The organism is Pseudomonas sp. GOM7 (assembly GCF_026723825.1).
In the GTDB taxonomy this organism is placed as follows: Bacteria; Pseudomonadota; Gammaproteobacteria; order Pseudomonadales; family Pseudomonadaceae; genus Aquipseudomonas.
Genome location: NZ_CP113519.1, coordinates 109,251 through 124,017, shown reverse-complemented (window position 1 = coordinate 124,017; position 14,767 = coordinate 109,251). Strand labels below are relative to the sequence as shown.

13 protein-coding genes are annotated in these 14,767 nt (G+C 63.5%); all 13 read left to right on the top strand.

What is annotated here, in order from left to right:
* Positions 1–146: 146 nt before the first annotated feature.
* The 13 genes from OU800_RS00550 (at position 147) to tssH (ending at position 14,759) form a co-directional block, all read left to right on the top strand.
* Complete coding sequence (locus tag OU800_RS00550) at positions 147–692, top strand: TRAP transporter small permease subunit (RefSeq protein ID WP_268180323.1); 546 nt, start codon at positions 147–149, stop codon at positions 690–692.
* Complete coding sequence (locus tag OU800_RS00545; RefSeq protein WP_268180322.1) at positions 685–2,061, top strand: TRAP transporter large permease; 1,377 nt, start codon at positions 685–687, stop codon at positions 2,059–2,061. Before OU800_RS00550 ends, OU800_RS00545 begins: the two co-directional genes overlap by 8 nt.
* A 90-nt stretch (positions 2,062–2,151) precedes the next feature.
* Positions 2,152–3,054, top strand: coding sequence for a D-hexose-6-phosphate mutarotase (locus tag OU800_RS00540; protein ID WP_268180320.1), 903 nt, complete (start codon positions 2,152–2,154; stop codon positions 3,052–3,054).
* Positions 3,055–3,489: 435 nt separating this feature from the next.
* Positions 3,490–5,052 carry a type VI secretion system protein TssA gene (gene tssA / locus OU800_RS00535; protein ID WP_268180319.1) on the top strand — a complete coding sequence of 521 codons (1,563 nt, stop codon included), beginning with the start codon at positions 3,490–3,492 and terminating at the stop codon, positions 5,050–5,052.
* Positions 5,053–5,108: 56 nt separating this feature from the next.
* Complete coding sequence (gene tssB, locus OU800_RS00530) at positions 5,109–5,615, top strand: type VI secretion system contractile sheath small subunit (protein WP_159971587.1); 507 nt, start codon at positions 5,109–5,111, stop codon at positions 5,613–5,615.
* Between the two features lie 26 nt (positions 5,616–5,641).
* Positions 5,642–7,120: a type VI secretion system contractile sheath large subunit gene (gene tssC / locus OU800_RS00525; RefSeq protein WP_268180316.1), complete on the top strand. Its 1,479-nt coding sequence runs from the start codon at positions 5,642–5,644 to the stop codon at positions 7,118–7,120.
* 6 nt (positions 7,121–7,126) lie between these two features.
* On the top strand, positions 7,127–7,555 hold the full coding sequence (gene tssE, locus OU800_RS00520; RefSeq protein ID WP_268180314.1) for a type VI secretion system baseplate subunit TssE: 429 nt from the start codon (positions 7,127–7,129) through the stop codon (positions 7,553–7,555).
* Entirely contained in the window at positions 7,545–8,048 is a 504-nt protein-coding gene (locus tag OU800_RS00515) for a PAAR domain-containing protein (RefSeq protein ID WP_268180312.1), read from the top strand. The genes tssE and OU800_RS00515 overlap by 11 nt, the downstream gene beginning before the upstream one ends.
* An 11-nt stretch (positions 8,049–8,059) precedes the next feature.
* Complete coding sequence (locus tag OU800_RS00510) at positions 8,060–8,884, top strand: hypothetical protein (protein WP_268180310.1); 825 nt, start codon at positions 8,060–8,062, stop codon at positions 8,882–8,884.
* Entirely contained in the window at positions 8,874–9,215 is a 342-nt protein-coding gene (locus tag OU800_RS00505; RefSeq protein ID WP_268180308.1) for a hypothetical protein, read from the top strand. Before OU800_RS00510 ends, OU800_RS00505 begins: the two co-directional genes overlap by 11 nt.
* 171 nt (positions 9,216–9,386) lie before the next feature.
* Positions 9,387–11,177 (top strand): type VI secretion system baseplate subunit TssF, encoded by a 1,791-nt coding sequence (gene tssF / locus OU800_RS00500; RefSeq protein WP_268180306.1) that lies wholly within the window; start codon positions 9,387–9,389, stop codon positions 11,175–11,177.
* Entirely contained in the window at positions 11,141–12,148 is a 1,008-nt protein-coding gene (gene tssG / locus OU800_RS00495; RefSeq protein ID WP_268180304.1) for a type VI secretion system baseplate subunit TssG, read from the top strand. Before tssF ends, tssG begins: the two co-directional genes overlap by 37 nt.
* 10 nt (positions 12,149–12,158) lie before the next feature.
* Positions 12,159–14,759, top strand: coding sequence for a type VI secretion system ATPase TssH (tssH, locus tag OU800_RS00490; RefSeq protein WP_268180302.1), 2,601 nt, complete (start codon positions 12,159–12,161; stop codon positions 14,757–14,759).
* Positions 14,760–14,767: the final 8 nt, after the last annotated feature.

The window sequence follows — 14,767 nt, the reverse complement described above, 5'->3', positions numbered from 1 at the left end:
CCTAGTCGCTACGACTAAAGTTGCATGGGCATTGCTGCCGGGCCGGCAGCCTGCCTAGAATCGCCGGCCGGCGCCTCACAAGGGCGTGCGTGTCATGGCGTGCCACCTACGCCCTGCCTCCTTCCAATAACGATAAAGGACTCACTATGTCCGACAAGCCATCACTTCCCCTCGCTCTTGCATCCCTGATCGACAGCCTCAACGCCGGGTTCGGCAAGGCCTGCGCCTGGCTGACCCTGTTTCTGGTGGTCGGTACGGCCATCGTCGTGGTGCTGCGCTACGGTTTCGGCATTGGCGCCACCGCCCTGCAGGAGTCGGTGCTCTATGCCCACGACCTGGTCTTCATGGGCGCGGCTTCCTGGGTGCTGCAACGCAACGGCCACGTGCGCGTGGACATCTTCTATCAGAAATTCAGCGGCCGCCGGCAGGCCCTGGTGGATCTGCTCGGTACCCTCTTGTTCCTGCTGCCGGTAAGCCTGTTCCTCGGCTGGGCCAGTTGGGACTATGTCGCCAACTCCTGGGCCACCCACGAGGCCTCCAGCGAGTCCGGCGGCCTGCACTTCGTCTACCTGCAGAAGAGCATCATCCTGGTGCTGGTGGTCAGCCTGGTGCTGCAAGGGCTGTCCAACGCCATCAAGGCGCTCTATGTCATCAGCGGTCGCCTGCCGGCTGTGGAGGTGAAGCATGGCTGAGTTGATGGCGATTCTGCTGTTCGTCAGCATCTGTGCGGCCCTGATGGCCGGCTTCCCAGTGGCCTTCACCCTGGCCGGTGTTTCCCTGCTGTTCGCCGGCATCGGTGCGCTTACCGGCACCTTCGATGCCGGTTACCTCAGTGCCCTGCCGAACCGCTTGTTCGGCATCATGAACAACCAGACCATGCTCGCGGTGCCACTGTTCGTGTTCATGGGGGTGATGCTGGAACGCTCACGGGTGGCCGAGGATCTGCTCGAATCCATGTCGCGCCTGTTCGGCACCCTGCGCGGCGGCCTGGCGATCTCGGTGTGCGTGGTCGGCGCCCTGCTCGCTGCCAGCACCGGTATCGTCGGCGCCACCGTGGTGACCATGGGCCTGCTGGCGCTGCCGACCATGCTGCGTCGCGGCTACGACCCGGCGATTTCCACCGGTACCCTGGCCGCCACCGGCACCCTGGGGCAGATCATTCCGCCATCGATCGTGCTGGTGCTGCTGGGTGACGTGATGTCCAGCGCCTATCAGCAGGCGCAGCTAAAGATGGGCATCTTCTCGCCGAAGACCGTCTCGGTCGGCGATCTGTTCGTCGGTGCCCTGCTGCCGGGCCTGCTGCTGGTCGGCCTGTACATCGTTTACATCATCTTCGTGGCGATCTTTCAGCCGAAGAAACTGCCGGCATTGCCACAAGAGGAGCTGGGCGCGATCGAGTGGGGCAAGCTGGGCAAGGCGCTGATTCCGCCGCTGATCCTGATCGGCGCGGTATTGGGGTCGATCCTCGCCGGTTACGCCACGCCGACCGAAGCGGCGGCTCTGGGCGCCGTCGGTGCCATGCTGCTGGCCCTGAGCAAGAGCAAGCTGAATTTCAGCCAGCTCAAGGAAGTGGCCTACGGCACCACCGAAATCAGCGCCATGGTCTTCCTGATCCTGATCGGCGCCTCGCTGTTCTCTCTGGTGTTCCGCGGCTTTGGCGGCGAAGTGCTGATCGAGGACGTGTTCGCCCAGTTGCCCGGCGGCGTGCTCGGCGCCTTCTTCGTGGTGATGCTGGTGATCTTCCTGCTCGGCTTCATCCTCGATTTCATCGAGATCACCTTCGTGGTGGTACCGATCGTCGGCCCGGTGCTGTTGGCCATGGGCCTGGATCCGATCTGGCTGGGGGTGATGATCGCGCTGAACCTGCAGACTTCCTTCCTCACCCCGCCCTTCGGCTTCGCCCTGTTCTACCTGCGCGGGGTGACCCCGGCCAGTGTGGCGACCAGCACCATCTACAAAGGCGTGGTGCCGTTCATCCTGATCCAGATTCTGCTGCTGGTAATTGCCTATATCTTCCCGGGGCTGATCACCTGGCTGCCGGAACAGGTCTACGGCCAGTAGGTCATACAGGTTTGCAAGCCGCTCGAAACGCCCGTCTTCGCGACGGGCGTTTCATTTCCCCATACCTCATTCAGCAAAGCGAGACGCGTCATGAGCAGCCCTCAAGTCGAATGCCTGGAACTGGATCAACTGACCTGCTGGCGCATCCGTTGCGCAGGCAGCGAATTGCTGCTGGCGCAGCAGGGCGCGCAAATCCTCAGCTATGCCCAGGACGGGCAGCCGCCACTGATCTGGCTCAGTCCCGAGGCCGCCTATCAGCGAGGGCAGAGCGTGCGCGGCGGCGTGCCCATCTGCTGGCCCTGGTTCGGTGACCTGCGGCGCAACCCGCAGGCGGTGCAGGCGCACTATCACCATGACCAACCGCCGGCCCACGGCCTGGTGCGTGCGCGAGACTGGGAGCTGCTGGGTATCAACGAAGAGGCTGACGCGGTAACCCTGCGCTTCGCCTACGACACACGCGAGGCGCCCCTGCCTGGCTGGCCCCGCGATGTCGGCCTGACCTTCATCGTGCGCCTCGGTGAAGATCTGAGCATGAGCCTGGAAACCCACAATCGCAGCGACACGCTCCTGGCCCTGAGCCAGGCACTGCATAGCTACTTCGCCGTCAGCGACATCCGCCAGGTGCACGTCGAAGGGCTGCAGGGCTGCCGCTACATCGATACGCTGCAGGATTGGCGCGAACTGCAACAGGACGGGCCTGCGACCTTCAGCAGTGAGGTGGATCGCATCTACCTCGGTACACCTGAGCGCCTGAGCATCGTCGACCCGCTCTGGAAGCGGCGCATCCACCTCGACGCCCGGGGTTCGCACTCGGCCGTGCTGTGGAACCCCTGGATCGACAAGGCCAGACGCCTGTCGCAATTCGCCGATGACGCCTGGCAGGGCATGCTGTGCATCGAGACGGCGAACCTGCTCGAAGACATGTTGCAGCTACAACCCGACGAACGGCACCGCCTGGAATTACGCCTTCACAGCACAGCGCTCGATGCCTGAAACCTGCTCACCTTCGCCGGCCGCCCTGACATAAAGCCCGCATGAAAACAGCGGCCGGCATCACAAACGGCAATATCAGAAAGCCAGCAAATGTGATGCGCCACTAATTTGCCAGTAAGTTATTTCCTACATACATCCGATATGTTTTCTGAAAGGCAAAACATCGATAACGGATTGCCCCAAGTGCATGTGCAACATGCCTGAACGAGTCGCCTGCAATAATTTGATAGATATCCCTGAATGTTAGGCATATCACACTTTGGATGGTTGCCCACCTCCGCTCATGGGGCTAGGATGCCCAACCTATAAGGATCTTGCGCAAGTTGTTGCACAAACGACTGCGCAAAAAGTTGCGCAAAACGGCGCACTGCCATCATTTTGATGGCAGCTTGTGATTCCGTTTAAGTTGCCCACTTTTAATAATCGAGTCATGGAATGACATACTCCAGCAAGCTGACCGCTCATTATCTCAACCTCGCCAAGACGCCTATTATCGAGGGCAACTTTGCAGGCGAGGATGTGCGTTATTCCAGCGAATACGAAATGCTGGAAACCGAACTGGGCAAAGCCTCATCCCTGCATGACACTGGCGGTATCGACTGGCAGAAGGTGCGCGAGGGCAGCGAGAACCTGCTGACCACCCAGTCCAAGGATCTGCGCGCCGCCACCTGGCTGACCTGGGGCCTGTTCCAGCGCGAATCCTTCGCCGGCCTGCAGGCCGGTCTGAACCTTTTGCACTACCTCTGCGAACACCACTGGCACGAACTGCACCCCCGCAAGGCGCGTACCCGCGCCGCTGCCATCAACTGGCTGCTGCCGCGCCTGGAGCAGGCGTTGGCCGACCACGTGCCGATCAGCGAGCAATTGCCACTGTTCCGTCGCCTGGCCGAACACCTGCACGGCCTCGAAGCCAGCCTCTCGGTTCATCTCGGCGAAGAATCGCCGCTGCTGCTGCCGCTGTGCCGTCGTCTCGATGAGCAGATCAAGCGTGCCAGCCAGGGCCAGGCCGAGCCCGGCGCAGTAGGCGCCGCCATCGCCCAGGTCAAGCAGGTCGCCACCCAGATCATCACCGGCAGCGGCCCCATCGAGAACGAGAAGGACGCACACAAGGCCCTGCGCACCCAGCAGGACGCCGCCCGGCCGCTGTGCGCCTGGTGGCTGAAGAACAAGGCCACCGACCTCAAGCCGCTGCGTCTGGCGCGCACCCTGCTGTGGCTGCCCATCGAGTCGCTGCCCGAGCGTAACGCCGAGCACATCACCGCCCTGCGCGGCCTGCCGGCCGACAAGCTGGCCTCCTATAAAGAGCGTTTTGCCCAGGGCGCCTACGCCGACCTGCTCGCCGACCTGGAAGCCAGCATCGCCCGTGCGCCGTTCTGGCTCGATGGCCAGCGCCTGGTCTGGGAATGCCTGCAGGAGCTCAAGGCCGAGCAGGCCATGCGCGAGGTGGAAATCCAGCTCGCCCTGTTCCTGCAGCGCGTGCCCGGCCTGGACGAGCTGCGTTTCCACGACGGCGTACCTTTCGCCGATGCCGAAACCCGTGCCTGGATCGGCGCCCACGTGCTGCCGCACCTGCAGACACCGGAAGTGGAGAAGAAGCCCGCCGCCAACGAGCAGGGCGCCACGCCGCCTTGGGAAGAGGCGCTGCAGCAGGTACTGCCCGGCCTGCGCAAGGACGGCCTGAAAGCCGCCGTGCAACAGCTCAAGCAAGGCATGTCGCGCGCCCGTGGTGGCCGCGAACGCTTCTTCTGGCAACTGACCCTGGCCCGTCTGTGCTTCGCCGCGAAGAAGTACGACCTGGCCAAGACCCAACTCGAATCACTCGACCAGACGCTGCAGGCCTCCGGCCTCGGCGAGTGGGAACCCGATCTCGCCCTCGATGTGCTGCGTCTGCTGCACAACTGCTGCGAGCTATTGCCGCAAAACCATGCAGTGCGCGACAGCAAGGACGAGATCTATCGCAGGTTGTGCCACCTCGACCTCGAGGTGGTGCTGGACTAAGGCGCCAACACGCCCAACCAAAGGCCTCCGGGCCATAAACGCAAAGGAGAACACCCATGGCCAAAGAAGGCTCGGTAGCCCCCAAGGAACGCATCAACGTCACTTTCAAACCCGCCACTGGCGGTGCCCAGGAAGAAATCGAACTGCCCCTGAAGCTCATGGTGCTCGGCGATTTCACCCAGCGTGCCGACGATCGCAAGATCGAAGACCGCAAGCCCATCAGCATCGACAAGAACAGCTTCGATGAAGTACTGGCCAAGCAGGAGCTGAACCTGACCTTCGCCGTGCCGAACCGTCTGCAGGACGAAGAGACCGACGACGAGCTGGCCGTGCAACTGAAGATCAACTCCATGAAGGACTTCAACCCGGCCAACCTGGTCGAGCAGGTACCGGAGCTGAAGAAACTGATGGAGCTGCGCGACGCCCTGGTCGCACTGAAAGGCCCGCTGGGCAACGCGCCGGCCTTCCGCAAGGCCATCGAGAGCGTGCTCTCCGACGACGACTCGCGTGACCGCGTGCTCGGCGAACTGGGCCTGGCCGCTCAAGACAAGCTCGACTCCTGATACTCAACTGACAAGGACGCATATCCATGAGCACGACTAGCGCAGCCGTAGAAAGCAGCCAAAGCGCCGCCGACCTCGGCATCCTCGACCGCATCATCGCGGAAACCAAGCTGACCCCCGACGACGAAGCCTACGACATCGCCAAACGCGGTGTGTCGGCCTTCATCGAAGAGCTGCTCAAGCCGCAGAACGAAAACGAGCCGGTGAAGAAGGCCATGGTCGACCGCATGATCGCGGAGATCGACGCCAAGCTCAGCCGGCAGATGGACGAAATCCTTCACCACGAGCAGTTCCAGGCCCTGGAATCCGCCTGGCGCGGCCTCAAGCTGCTGGTGGATCGCACCAACTTCCGCGAGAACATCAAGCTGGAGATCCTCAACGCCTCCAAGCAGGATCTGCTCGATGACTTCGAGGACAGCCCGGAAATCGTTCAGTCCGGCCTGTACAAGCACATCTACACCGCCGAGTACGGCCAGTTCGGTGGCCAGCCGGTCGGCGCCCTGATCGCCAACTACTACTTCGATCCGAGCGCCCCGGACGTCAAGACCCTGCAGTACGTCGCCTCGGTGGCCTGCATGTCCCACGCCCCGTTCATCGCCTCGGCCGGCCCGAAATTCTTCGGCCTGGAGACCTTCACCGGCCTGCCGGATCTGAAGGATCTGAAAGACCACTTCGAGGGCCCGCAATTCACCAAGTGGCAGAGCTTCCGCGAGCAGGAAGACGCCCGCTACGTCGGCCTGACCGTACCGCGCTTCCTCCTGCGCAACCCGTACGACCCGGAAGACAACCCGGTGAAGACCTTCGTCTACAAGGAAAACGTGGCTAACAGCCACGAGCACTACCTGTGGGGCAACACCGCCTACGCCTTCGCCAGCCGCCTGACCGACAGCTTCGCCAAGTTCCGCTGGTGCCCGAACATCATCGGCCCGCAGAGCGGTGGCGCGGTGGAAGACCTGCCGCTGCACCACTTCGAGAGCATGGGCGAGATCGAAACCAAGATCCCGACCGAAGTGCTGGTCTCCGACCGCCGCGAGTACGAACTGGCCGAAGAAGGCTTCATCGCCCTGACCATGCGCAAGGGCAGCGACAACGCCGCGTTCTTCTCCGCCAACTCCGCGCAGAAGCCGAAGTTCTTCGGCATCAGTGAAGAAGGCAAGACCGCCGAGCTGAACTACAAGCTGGGCACCCAGCTGCCCTACATGTTCATCGTCAACCGCCTGGCCCACTACCTGAAAGTGCTGCAGCGCGAGCAGATCGGTGCCTGGAAGGAACGTACCGACCTCGAGCTGGAACTCAACAAGTGGATCCGCCAGTACGTGGCCGACCAGGAGAACCCCAGCTCCGAAGTGCGTAGCCGTCGTCCGCTGCGCGCCGCTCAGGTCATCGTCAGCGATGTCGAAGGCGAGCCGGGCTGGTACCGCGTCAGCCTGAACGTGCGCCCGCACTTCAAGTACATGGGTGCCGACTTCACCCTGTCGCTGGTTGGCAAGCTGGACAAGGAATAAGCATCGATGAACGGATACGGCAGCCTGTTCGAGCGCCTCGGTGGCGAGGCCGGCCAACGTGCCGGCTGGAGCCGCGAGGTCGCCGCCATGGCCTCGGTGGCTGCCCATCTGGCCAAGATGCTCAGCACCCGTGCGGGCAGCGTGCAAACGCTGCCCGACTACGGGTTGCCCGATTTGAACGATATGCGCCTGTCGCTGCACGACTCGCTGCAGCAGGCGCGTATCGCCATCGAACGCTTCATCGAAGCGTACGAACCGAGACTGACCCAGGTGCGGGTGATATCCCTGCCGCGCACCCATGACCCATTGCGTCAGGCCTTCGCCATCGACGCCATGTTGGAAATGGACGGCATCAAGCGCCAGGTCAGTTTCTCCGCGAGCCTGGATGGCAGCGGTCAGGTCAAGGTCAACCCAGGAGCCTCACATGTCCGGTAAACCCGCCGCCCGCCTGAGCGACCCCACCGCCTGCCCGATTCCCGGCCACGGCACCAACCCGATCGCCGCCGGTTCGCCCGACGTGCTGTTCGACAGCCTGCCGGCTGCGCGCATGGGTGACCCTTCCGCCTGCGGCGGCGCCATGTCCGGCGCGGTAATTCCTACCGTGCTGATCAACGGCAAGCCGGCGGCAGTGGTGGGGAGTGTGGGGAGTCACGGCAATGTGGTGGTGAGTGGGTCGGGGACGGTGTTGATTGGCACGGCACACTCCGCCGCCTCATTCGTTTCGCCATCAACACTGTCCTTCCCGGGCAGCTTCGATGCTCAGTACCAGCTCACCAATAGCCTCGGGGATCCACTGGCCAACACCCGCTATCTGATCGTTCGTCAGGACGGAAGCGAAGAGGCCGGGGTGACGGATACGCAGGGGATGACGCATCGCCTGGCACCGCACGGCGCGGCCGAGCCGCTCGAAGTTTTCATCGAATTCTGAGGAGGCGCGAGATGGCCGATCAACCCACCCGACAGAAAGACGGTGTCACCTACGTCAAAGCGGGTACGTCCACCTCGACAGAGGTGCAGCAAACCGAACCGGAAGTGCTGTCGTACTGTCGCTGTACTGGCCAGGAAGTGACCACCCTTCACGAGTACGCGAGCGTACCCAGTTATACGGGCGACCTGCCCTCGCCCCTGCAGATCATGTGGTATGCCCCCGAGGGTAACGAAGTTCTCAGAACCGAATTCTCGGACTCCGAAATTCGCGGCTGGATCAGGGATGCCGCCAAATACCATGGCATTCCCCACATCCTGCTTGCGGTGATATTGCAACAGGAGAACGGCCCCGGAGCCAGCAAGACACTGCAGGCCCTGCAGTTCGGTGAGCGCTCGCTCACCACCTTTCTCGCCATCGTCGACGAGGTCGCATTCGACATCGTTCCGGACAGGATCGCCGGCAGTTCTAGCGGCTTCGTCAACATGAGCCGTAACACGCTACGAAAGGCTGCAACCTATACCGAAAACTACTACTGCAAGCGGCCCATGCCGGAGGACGTCCAGTACCGCATCTTCGGTTACAACCAAGACACCCGCATTCCCGGCGACGACTGGAAGGCTGACCTCTACTACGCCGCCGCCCACCTGCGCGAACTGATTGACCGCGTGACCGGCACCCCCTGCCACAAGGGCAGCCTGACAGAGCAGGAACTGAAGGCGGTTATCGGTGGCTACAACGGCTCAGGCCCTCTGGCCGAAAAATACGCCAGCGATGCCATGGATCTTCTTGATCGCGCCAAAACGGGCGCCGCGACTTTGTATTTCTATGAACGCTAAACGCGCTGTCTTTCTGGCCATAGCGGCCGTCCTGCTGGGCGTGCTGCTGTTCACCCGAGTGGTCGGCAATGGCTTGATGCTAGTTATGGATCGCGAGAACTTCGTACCCAAAGAGGCCTCGATCTTCACTCTCGATCCTTATGTCATCAACGAGGGATCAAGCTCGTACTGGCTCTATGCCGAAGACAACGACAACTACTACCACTTCACCTATGAGCCAGGGCGCGAATACCTGCTGATGAGCAAGGATCAGCCTTGCCCAGGCTTTCAGAGGGACGACGTCAGCACTTGGTGTACCCCCAAAGCCAAAAGCATGTTGGGGAGTAAGTAATGAGCCTGCAAAAAGTTACAGCTTTGGTATGTCATCGCTTTGTATGCCTCTTTGGCAACACGCCTCCGATGAAGTCCGCATGGCCTACCTGAAACAACACGAGGCCAGCGATGAATGGATCGAGTATTTGGTTGAACCCACCAATGGCTCCGACTGATCAAGGATAGATAGATGTCTTTCAACCACTACTACCAAAGCGAACTCACCGCCCTGCGCCAACTGGGCAAGCGCTTCGCCGAGCGCAGCCCGGCGCTGGCGCCGTTTCTCGGCCAGGCCGGGCGTGATCCGGATGTCGAGCGCCTGCTCGAAGGCTTCGCCTTCCTTTCCGGGCGCCTGCGGCAAAAGCTCGATGACGAGTTGCCGGAGCTGACCCATTCGCTGATGCACCTGCTGTGGCCGAACTACATGCGCCCGCTGCCGGCCTTCAGCATGCTCCAATTCGACCCGCTGACCCGGCCTGGCCCGGCACTGCCGGTGGCACGGGGTACGCCGGTAGAGGCCAAGCCGGTCGAGGACGTCACCTGCCGTTTTCGCACCTGCTTCCCCACCGAGGTGCTGCCGCTGGCACTGAACGGTCTGGATTATTCGGTCAAGGGCGACGGTGCACTGCTCAGCCTGCGCCTGGCGATGACGGCCGACGGCCATATTGGCGAGATTGGCCTGAACAAACTGCGCCTGCACCTGGCCGGCGAGCGTTATATCGGCCAGATGCTCTACCTGGCGCTGCTGCGTAACCTCGGCGGCATCCAGGTGGTGCTGCTCGATGCCGCCGGCAAGCCGATGCAGGATGCCTTCGGCCAGACGCTCGGCACCCTGCAGCTCAAGCCCGAGCAGGTGCAGCCGGTGGGCTTCGCCGAAGACGAGGCGCTGATCCCCTACCCGCTGAACACCTTCCGTGGCTACCGCTACCTGCAGGAGTATTTCGCCTTCCAGGAGAAATTCCTCTTCGTCGACCTGCTCGGCCTGGACGCCCTCAACGGCCTGCCCGAGGATCTGCTCAAGCAGGCACGCAGCCTGGAGCTGCGTTTCGATATCCACAAGGCTGGCGTGCAACGCATCCGCCCGACCTTGGAAAACGTGCGCCTGTACTGCACGCCGGTGGTCAATCTGTTCAAGCACGACGCCATCCCGATCCGCCTCGACGGCAAGCAGGATCAGTACCTGCTGCTGCCAGCCGAATACGACTCGCAGCACTGCGGGGTGTTCTCGGTGGACTGCGTGACCGGCTGGAAGCCGGGTGGCATGGGCTACGAGGAGTACGTGCCGTTCGAGTCGTTCGAGCACGACCCCAGCTTCGACGTGCCGGTGGCGCGCCCGCACTACAGCGTGCGCCAGCAACCGTCGATGCTCGGCGAAGGCCTGGAGACCTGGCTCAGCTTCGGCCTGTACAACCTCGAGCAACACGAGACGCTGTCCATCGAGCTGACATGCACCAACCAGAACCTGCCACGGCAACTGCGCCTGGGCGATATCTGCCTGCCCAGCGAAGACACCCCGGACTTTCTCAGCTTCCGCAATATCAGCGCGGTCACCCCGAGCTATGCACCGCCGCTGCACCGCGACTTCCTGTGGAAGCTGATTTCCAACATGTCGCTGAACTACCTGTCGCTGGCCAACGTCGAGGCGCTCAAGGTGATTCTCGAGACCTACGACCTGCCGCGCTATTACGACCAGCATGCCGAGCGCGTCAGCAAACGCCTGCTCGGCGGCCTCAAGAGCATCGGCCACCGCCATGTCGACCGCCTGCATCGCGGTCTGCCGGTGCGTGGCGTGCGTACCGAGTTGGTCATGAACCCGGAAGGCTACCTGGGCGAGGGCGATCTGTTCCTCTTCGCTTCGGTGCTCAATGAATTTTTCGCCCTCTACGCCAGTCTCAACAGCTACCACGAGCTGCACGTACAGAGTACACAGGGAGAGTCGTACAAATGGACGCCACGCATGGGGCAACAGCCCCTGCTCTGAATCGGCTCAGCCGGGGTATCCGCGAATACAGCCTGTTTCAGGCCGTACAGCTGGTGCTCGAGCGCCTTGCAGCGGCCCATCCGGATCTGGATGAGGAACGCCTCTATGAGCATCTGGAGTTCCAGGCCAACCCGAGCCTGGGCTTCCCGGGTAGCGACATCGACCGCGTGCAGTTCTTCGAGGAACACGGCGAGCTGCGCGCGCGCATGCGCGTCAACCTGGTCGGCCTGTTCGGTGGCGGCTCGCCGCTGCCGGCGTTCTACAGCGAACAGGCCCTGGGCGACAGCGAGGACGGCAACCCGACCCGCGACTTCCTCGACCTGTTCAACAACCGCCTGCAGCGCCTGTTGCTGCCGATCTGGAAGAAGTACCGCTACCGCGCCTGTTTCCAGAGCGGTGCAGTGGACGCCTTCTCGGCACACCTGTTCGCCCTGATCGGTCTTGGCAGCGAGCAGATCCGCCAGGCGCAGGAGCTGAACTGGAAGCGCCTGCTGCCCTACCTCGGCCTGCTCAGCCTGCGTGCCCACTCGGCGGCGCTGATCGAGTCGGTGCTGCGTTACTACTTCAAGCATGCCGAGCTGTTCATCGAGCAGTGCCTGGAGCGCCAGGTCACCGTGCTGGAGGAACAGCGCAATCGCCTCGGCCTGGCCAACAGCCGGCTCGGCGAGGACACCGTGCTCGGCGAGCATGTGCGCGACCGCGGCGGCAAATTCCGCATTCACGTGCGCCAGCTCGGCTGGACACGCTTTCACGAGTTCCTGCCGATCGGCACGGGTTACCAGCCGCTGTGCGCGCTGGTGCGCTTCACCCTGCGCGATCCGCTGGACTACGACATCCGCCTGGAACTGCGCCAAGACGAAATTCGTGACCTGCGCATCGGCGAAGAAAATCCCTGCCTGTTAGGGTGGACGACCTGGCTTGGCCGTGAAAACGCCGACGGCCTGGTCACGCTCGGCAGCAAAACACATTAAGGAAGATGAAATGATCAACGTCGATCTGCAACAACTGGTTCAAGCCCTGGACGCCGCGAGCAAACGCGATCTGGAGATGGCCGCCGAGCGCTGCGTGGTACGCGGCGGCAACAAGATTCTCGTCGAAGACCTGCTGCTGGGCCTGCTGGAGCGCCCGGAAAGCCTGCTGGCGCGCGCGCTGCAAGATGCCGAACTGGACGCTGGCGAGCTGGCCCAGGCCCTGCAACCGCGCGGCGAGCACAGCGAATCGCGCAACCCGGTATTCAGTGCCGAGCTGGTGCAGTGGCTGCAGGATGCCCTGCTGGTGGCCAACCTGGAGCTGGGCGCCAATCAAGTCGACCAGGCCGCGCTGATCCTCGCCCTGCTGCGCAACCCCATGCGCTATGCCGGCAGCCACTACCAGGCGCTGCTGGGCAAGCTCAACGCCGAACGCCTGCGCGACTTCGCCCTCAGCCAGCAGCCGCAGGCCGCAGGTGGCAAGCCGGCCGCCGCAGGCGAATCCAACCTGGCGCGCTTCACCCACAACTTCACCCAGCAGGCCCGCGACGGCAAGCTCGACCCGGTGCTGTGCCGCGACGGCGCGATTCGCCAGATGGTCGACATCCTCGCCCGCCGACGCAAGAACAACCCCATCGTGGTCGGCGAGGCCGGCGTCGGCAAGACCGCCATCGTCGAAGGCCTGGCCCTGCGCATCGCCAATGGCGAGGTGCCGCAGGTGCTCAAGGGCGTCGAACTGCTGTGCCTGGATCTTGGCCTGCTGCAGGCCGGTGCCAGCGTCAAGGGCGAGTTCGAGCGTCGCCTGCAAGGGGTGATCGATGAGGTGAAAGCCTCACCCAAGCCGATCATCCTGTTCATCGACGAAGCCCACACCCTGATCGGTGCCGGTGGCCAGGCCGGCAGCGGCGACGCCGCCAACCTGCTCAAGCCAGCGCTGGCCCGTGGCGAGCTGCGCACCATCGCTGCCACCACCTGGAGCGAATACAAGAAGTACTTCGAGAAGGACCCGGCCCTGGCCCGTCGCTTCCAGCCGGTGCAACTGCACGAGCCCACCGTCGACGAGGCGGTGACCATTCTGCGTGGTCTGGCGCCGGTGTACGAGAAGAGCCACGGCATCTACCTGCGTGACGACGCGGTGGTCGCCGCCGCCGAACTGTCGGCGCGCTACCTGGCCGGTCGGCAACTGCCGGACAAGGCCGTGGACGTGCTCGACACCGCCTGCGCCCGCGTACGTATCAGCCTGGCTGCTGCCCCCGAGGCGCTGGAGCGCCTGCGCGGCGAGATCGCCGAGGGCGAGCGCCAGGGTGAAGCCATGCGCCGCGACCTGGAAGCCGGTCTGAATATCGACCATGAAGCCCTGGATGCCCTGGAAGAGCGCCTGGTCGTCGCCCGCGCCGAGTTGGAACAATTGGAAACCCGCTGGGCCGTGCAGCGCGAGCTGGCTGAACGCCTGCTGGAACAGCGCAAGCAATGCGCCGCCGCCCGCCTGACAGGCAACGAAGAAGCCAGCGATGAACCGCGCCCGAGCCTGGAAGAACTGGAAGCCGAACTGCGCGCGCTGCAGGCCGAGCTGGCCGCAGCCCAGGCCAGCGAGCGCCTGGTCAGCTTCGAGGTCTGCCCGCGCCTGGTAGCCGAAGTGATCAGCCACTGGACGGGCGTGCCGCTGAGTCAACTGGCCCGCGAGCACAACACCAAGGTCATCACCTTCGCCGAGGACCTGCGCCAGCGTGTGCGCGGCCAGGAGCAAGCGATCCAGGCACTGGACAAGGCGATGCGCGCCACCGCCGCCGGCCTCAACAAGCCCGATGCGCCGGTGGGCGTGTTCCTCCTGGTCGGCCCCAGCGGCGTCGGCAAGACCGAGACCGCTCTGGCCCTGGCCGACCTGCTATATGGCGGCGAGCGCTTCCTCACCGTGATCAACATGTCCGAGTTTCAGGAAAAACACACCGTGTCGCGGCTGATCGGCGCGCCGCCCGGCTACGTCGGCTATGGCGAAGGCGGCATGCTCACCGAGGCGGTACGGCAGAAGCCCTACTCGGTGATCCTCCTCGACGAGGTGGAGAAGGCCGATCCGGACGTGATGAACGTCTTCTACCAGATCTTCGACAAGGGCGTGGCCAACGACGGCGAAGGGCGCGAGATCAACTTCCGCAACACCCTGATCCTGATGACCAGCAACCTGGCCAGCGATCGCATCGCCAGCCTCTGTGCCGGCGGCGAGCGCCCGGCTGCCGAGGATCTGGAGCTGGCCATCCGCCCGCAACTGTCGCAGCACTTCAAGCCTGCCCTGCTCGGGCGCATGCGCGTGGTGCCGTACTACCCCATGGACGCTGACCTGCTGCGTCAGTTGGTCGGCCTCAAGCTGGCCCGCTTCGGCGAGCGCCTGGCGCGTCGTCAGCTCGCTTTCAGCCATTGCGACGGCCTGGTCGAGCACCTGGCCGAGCGCTGCACCCATGGCGACAGCGGCGCGCGCCTGATCGATCACCTGATCGACCAGCACCTGCAGCCGCTGGTGGTCGACCGCCTGCTCGACGCCATGGCCGCCGGCGAAAGCCTGCAGCGCGTGCACGCCACGCTGGATGCCGATTCCACCGTGATCTGCGAGTTCGCCTGAGATGTCGC

Bases quoted from the DNA above. Each gene is read 5' to 3' on its own strand.
- OU800_RS00515 (WP_268180312.1), top strand. From the start codon at position 7,545: ATGTCCGGTAAACCCGCCGCCCGCCTGAGCGACCCCACCGCCTGCCCG.
- tssA (WP_268180319.1), top strand. From the start codon at position 3,490: ATGACATACTCCAGCAAGCTGACCGCTCATTATCTCAACCTCGCCAAG.
- OU800_RS00510 (WP_268180310.1), top strand. From the start codon at position 8,060: ATGGCCGATCAACCCACCCGACAGAAAGACGGTGTCACCTACGTCAAA.
- OU800_RS00545 (WP_268180322.1), top strand. From the start codon at position 685: ATGGCTGAGTTGATGGCGATTCTGCTGTTCGTCAGCATCTGTGCGGCC.
- tssC (WP_268180316.1), top strand. From the start codon at position 5,642: ATGAGCACGACTAGCGCAGCCGTAGAAAGCAGCCAAAGCGCCGCCGAC.
- OU800_RS00550 (WP_268180323.1), top strand. From the start codon at position 147: ATGTCCGACAAGCCATCACTTCCCCTCGCTCTTGCATCCCTGATCGAC.
- tssF (WP_268180306.1), top strand. From the start codon at position 9,387: ATGTCTTTCAACCACTACTACCAAAGCGAACTCACCGCCCTGCGCCAA.
- tssH (WP_268180302.1), top strand. From the start codon at position 12,159: ATGATCAACGTCGATCTGCAACAACTGGTTCAAGCCCTGGACGCCGCG.
- OU800_RS00505 (WP_268180308.1), top strand. From the start codon at position 8,874: ATGAACGCTAAACGCGCTGTCTTTCTGGCCATAGCGGCCGTCCTGCTG.
- tssB (WP_159971587.1), top strand. From the start codon at position 5,109: ATGGCCAAAGAAGGCTCGGTAGCCCCCAAGGAACGCATCAACGTCACT.
- OU800_RS00540 (WP_268180320.1), top strand. From the start codon at position 2,152: ATGAGCAGCCCTCAAGTCGAATGCCTGGAACTGGATCAACTGACCTGC.
- tssE (WP_268180314.1), top strand. From the start codon at position 7,127: ATGAACGGATACGGCAGCCTGTTCGAGCGCCTCGGTGGCGAGGCCGGC.
- tssG (WP_268180304.1), top strand. From the start codon at position 11,141: ATGGACGCCACGCATGGGGCAACAGCCCCTGCTCTGAATCGGCTCAGC.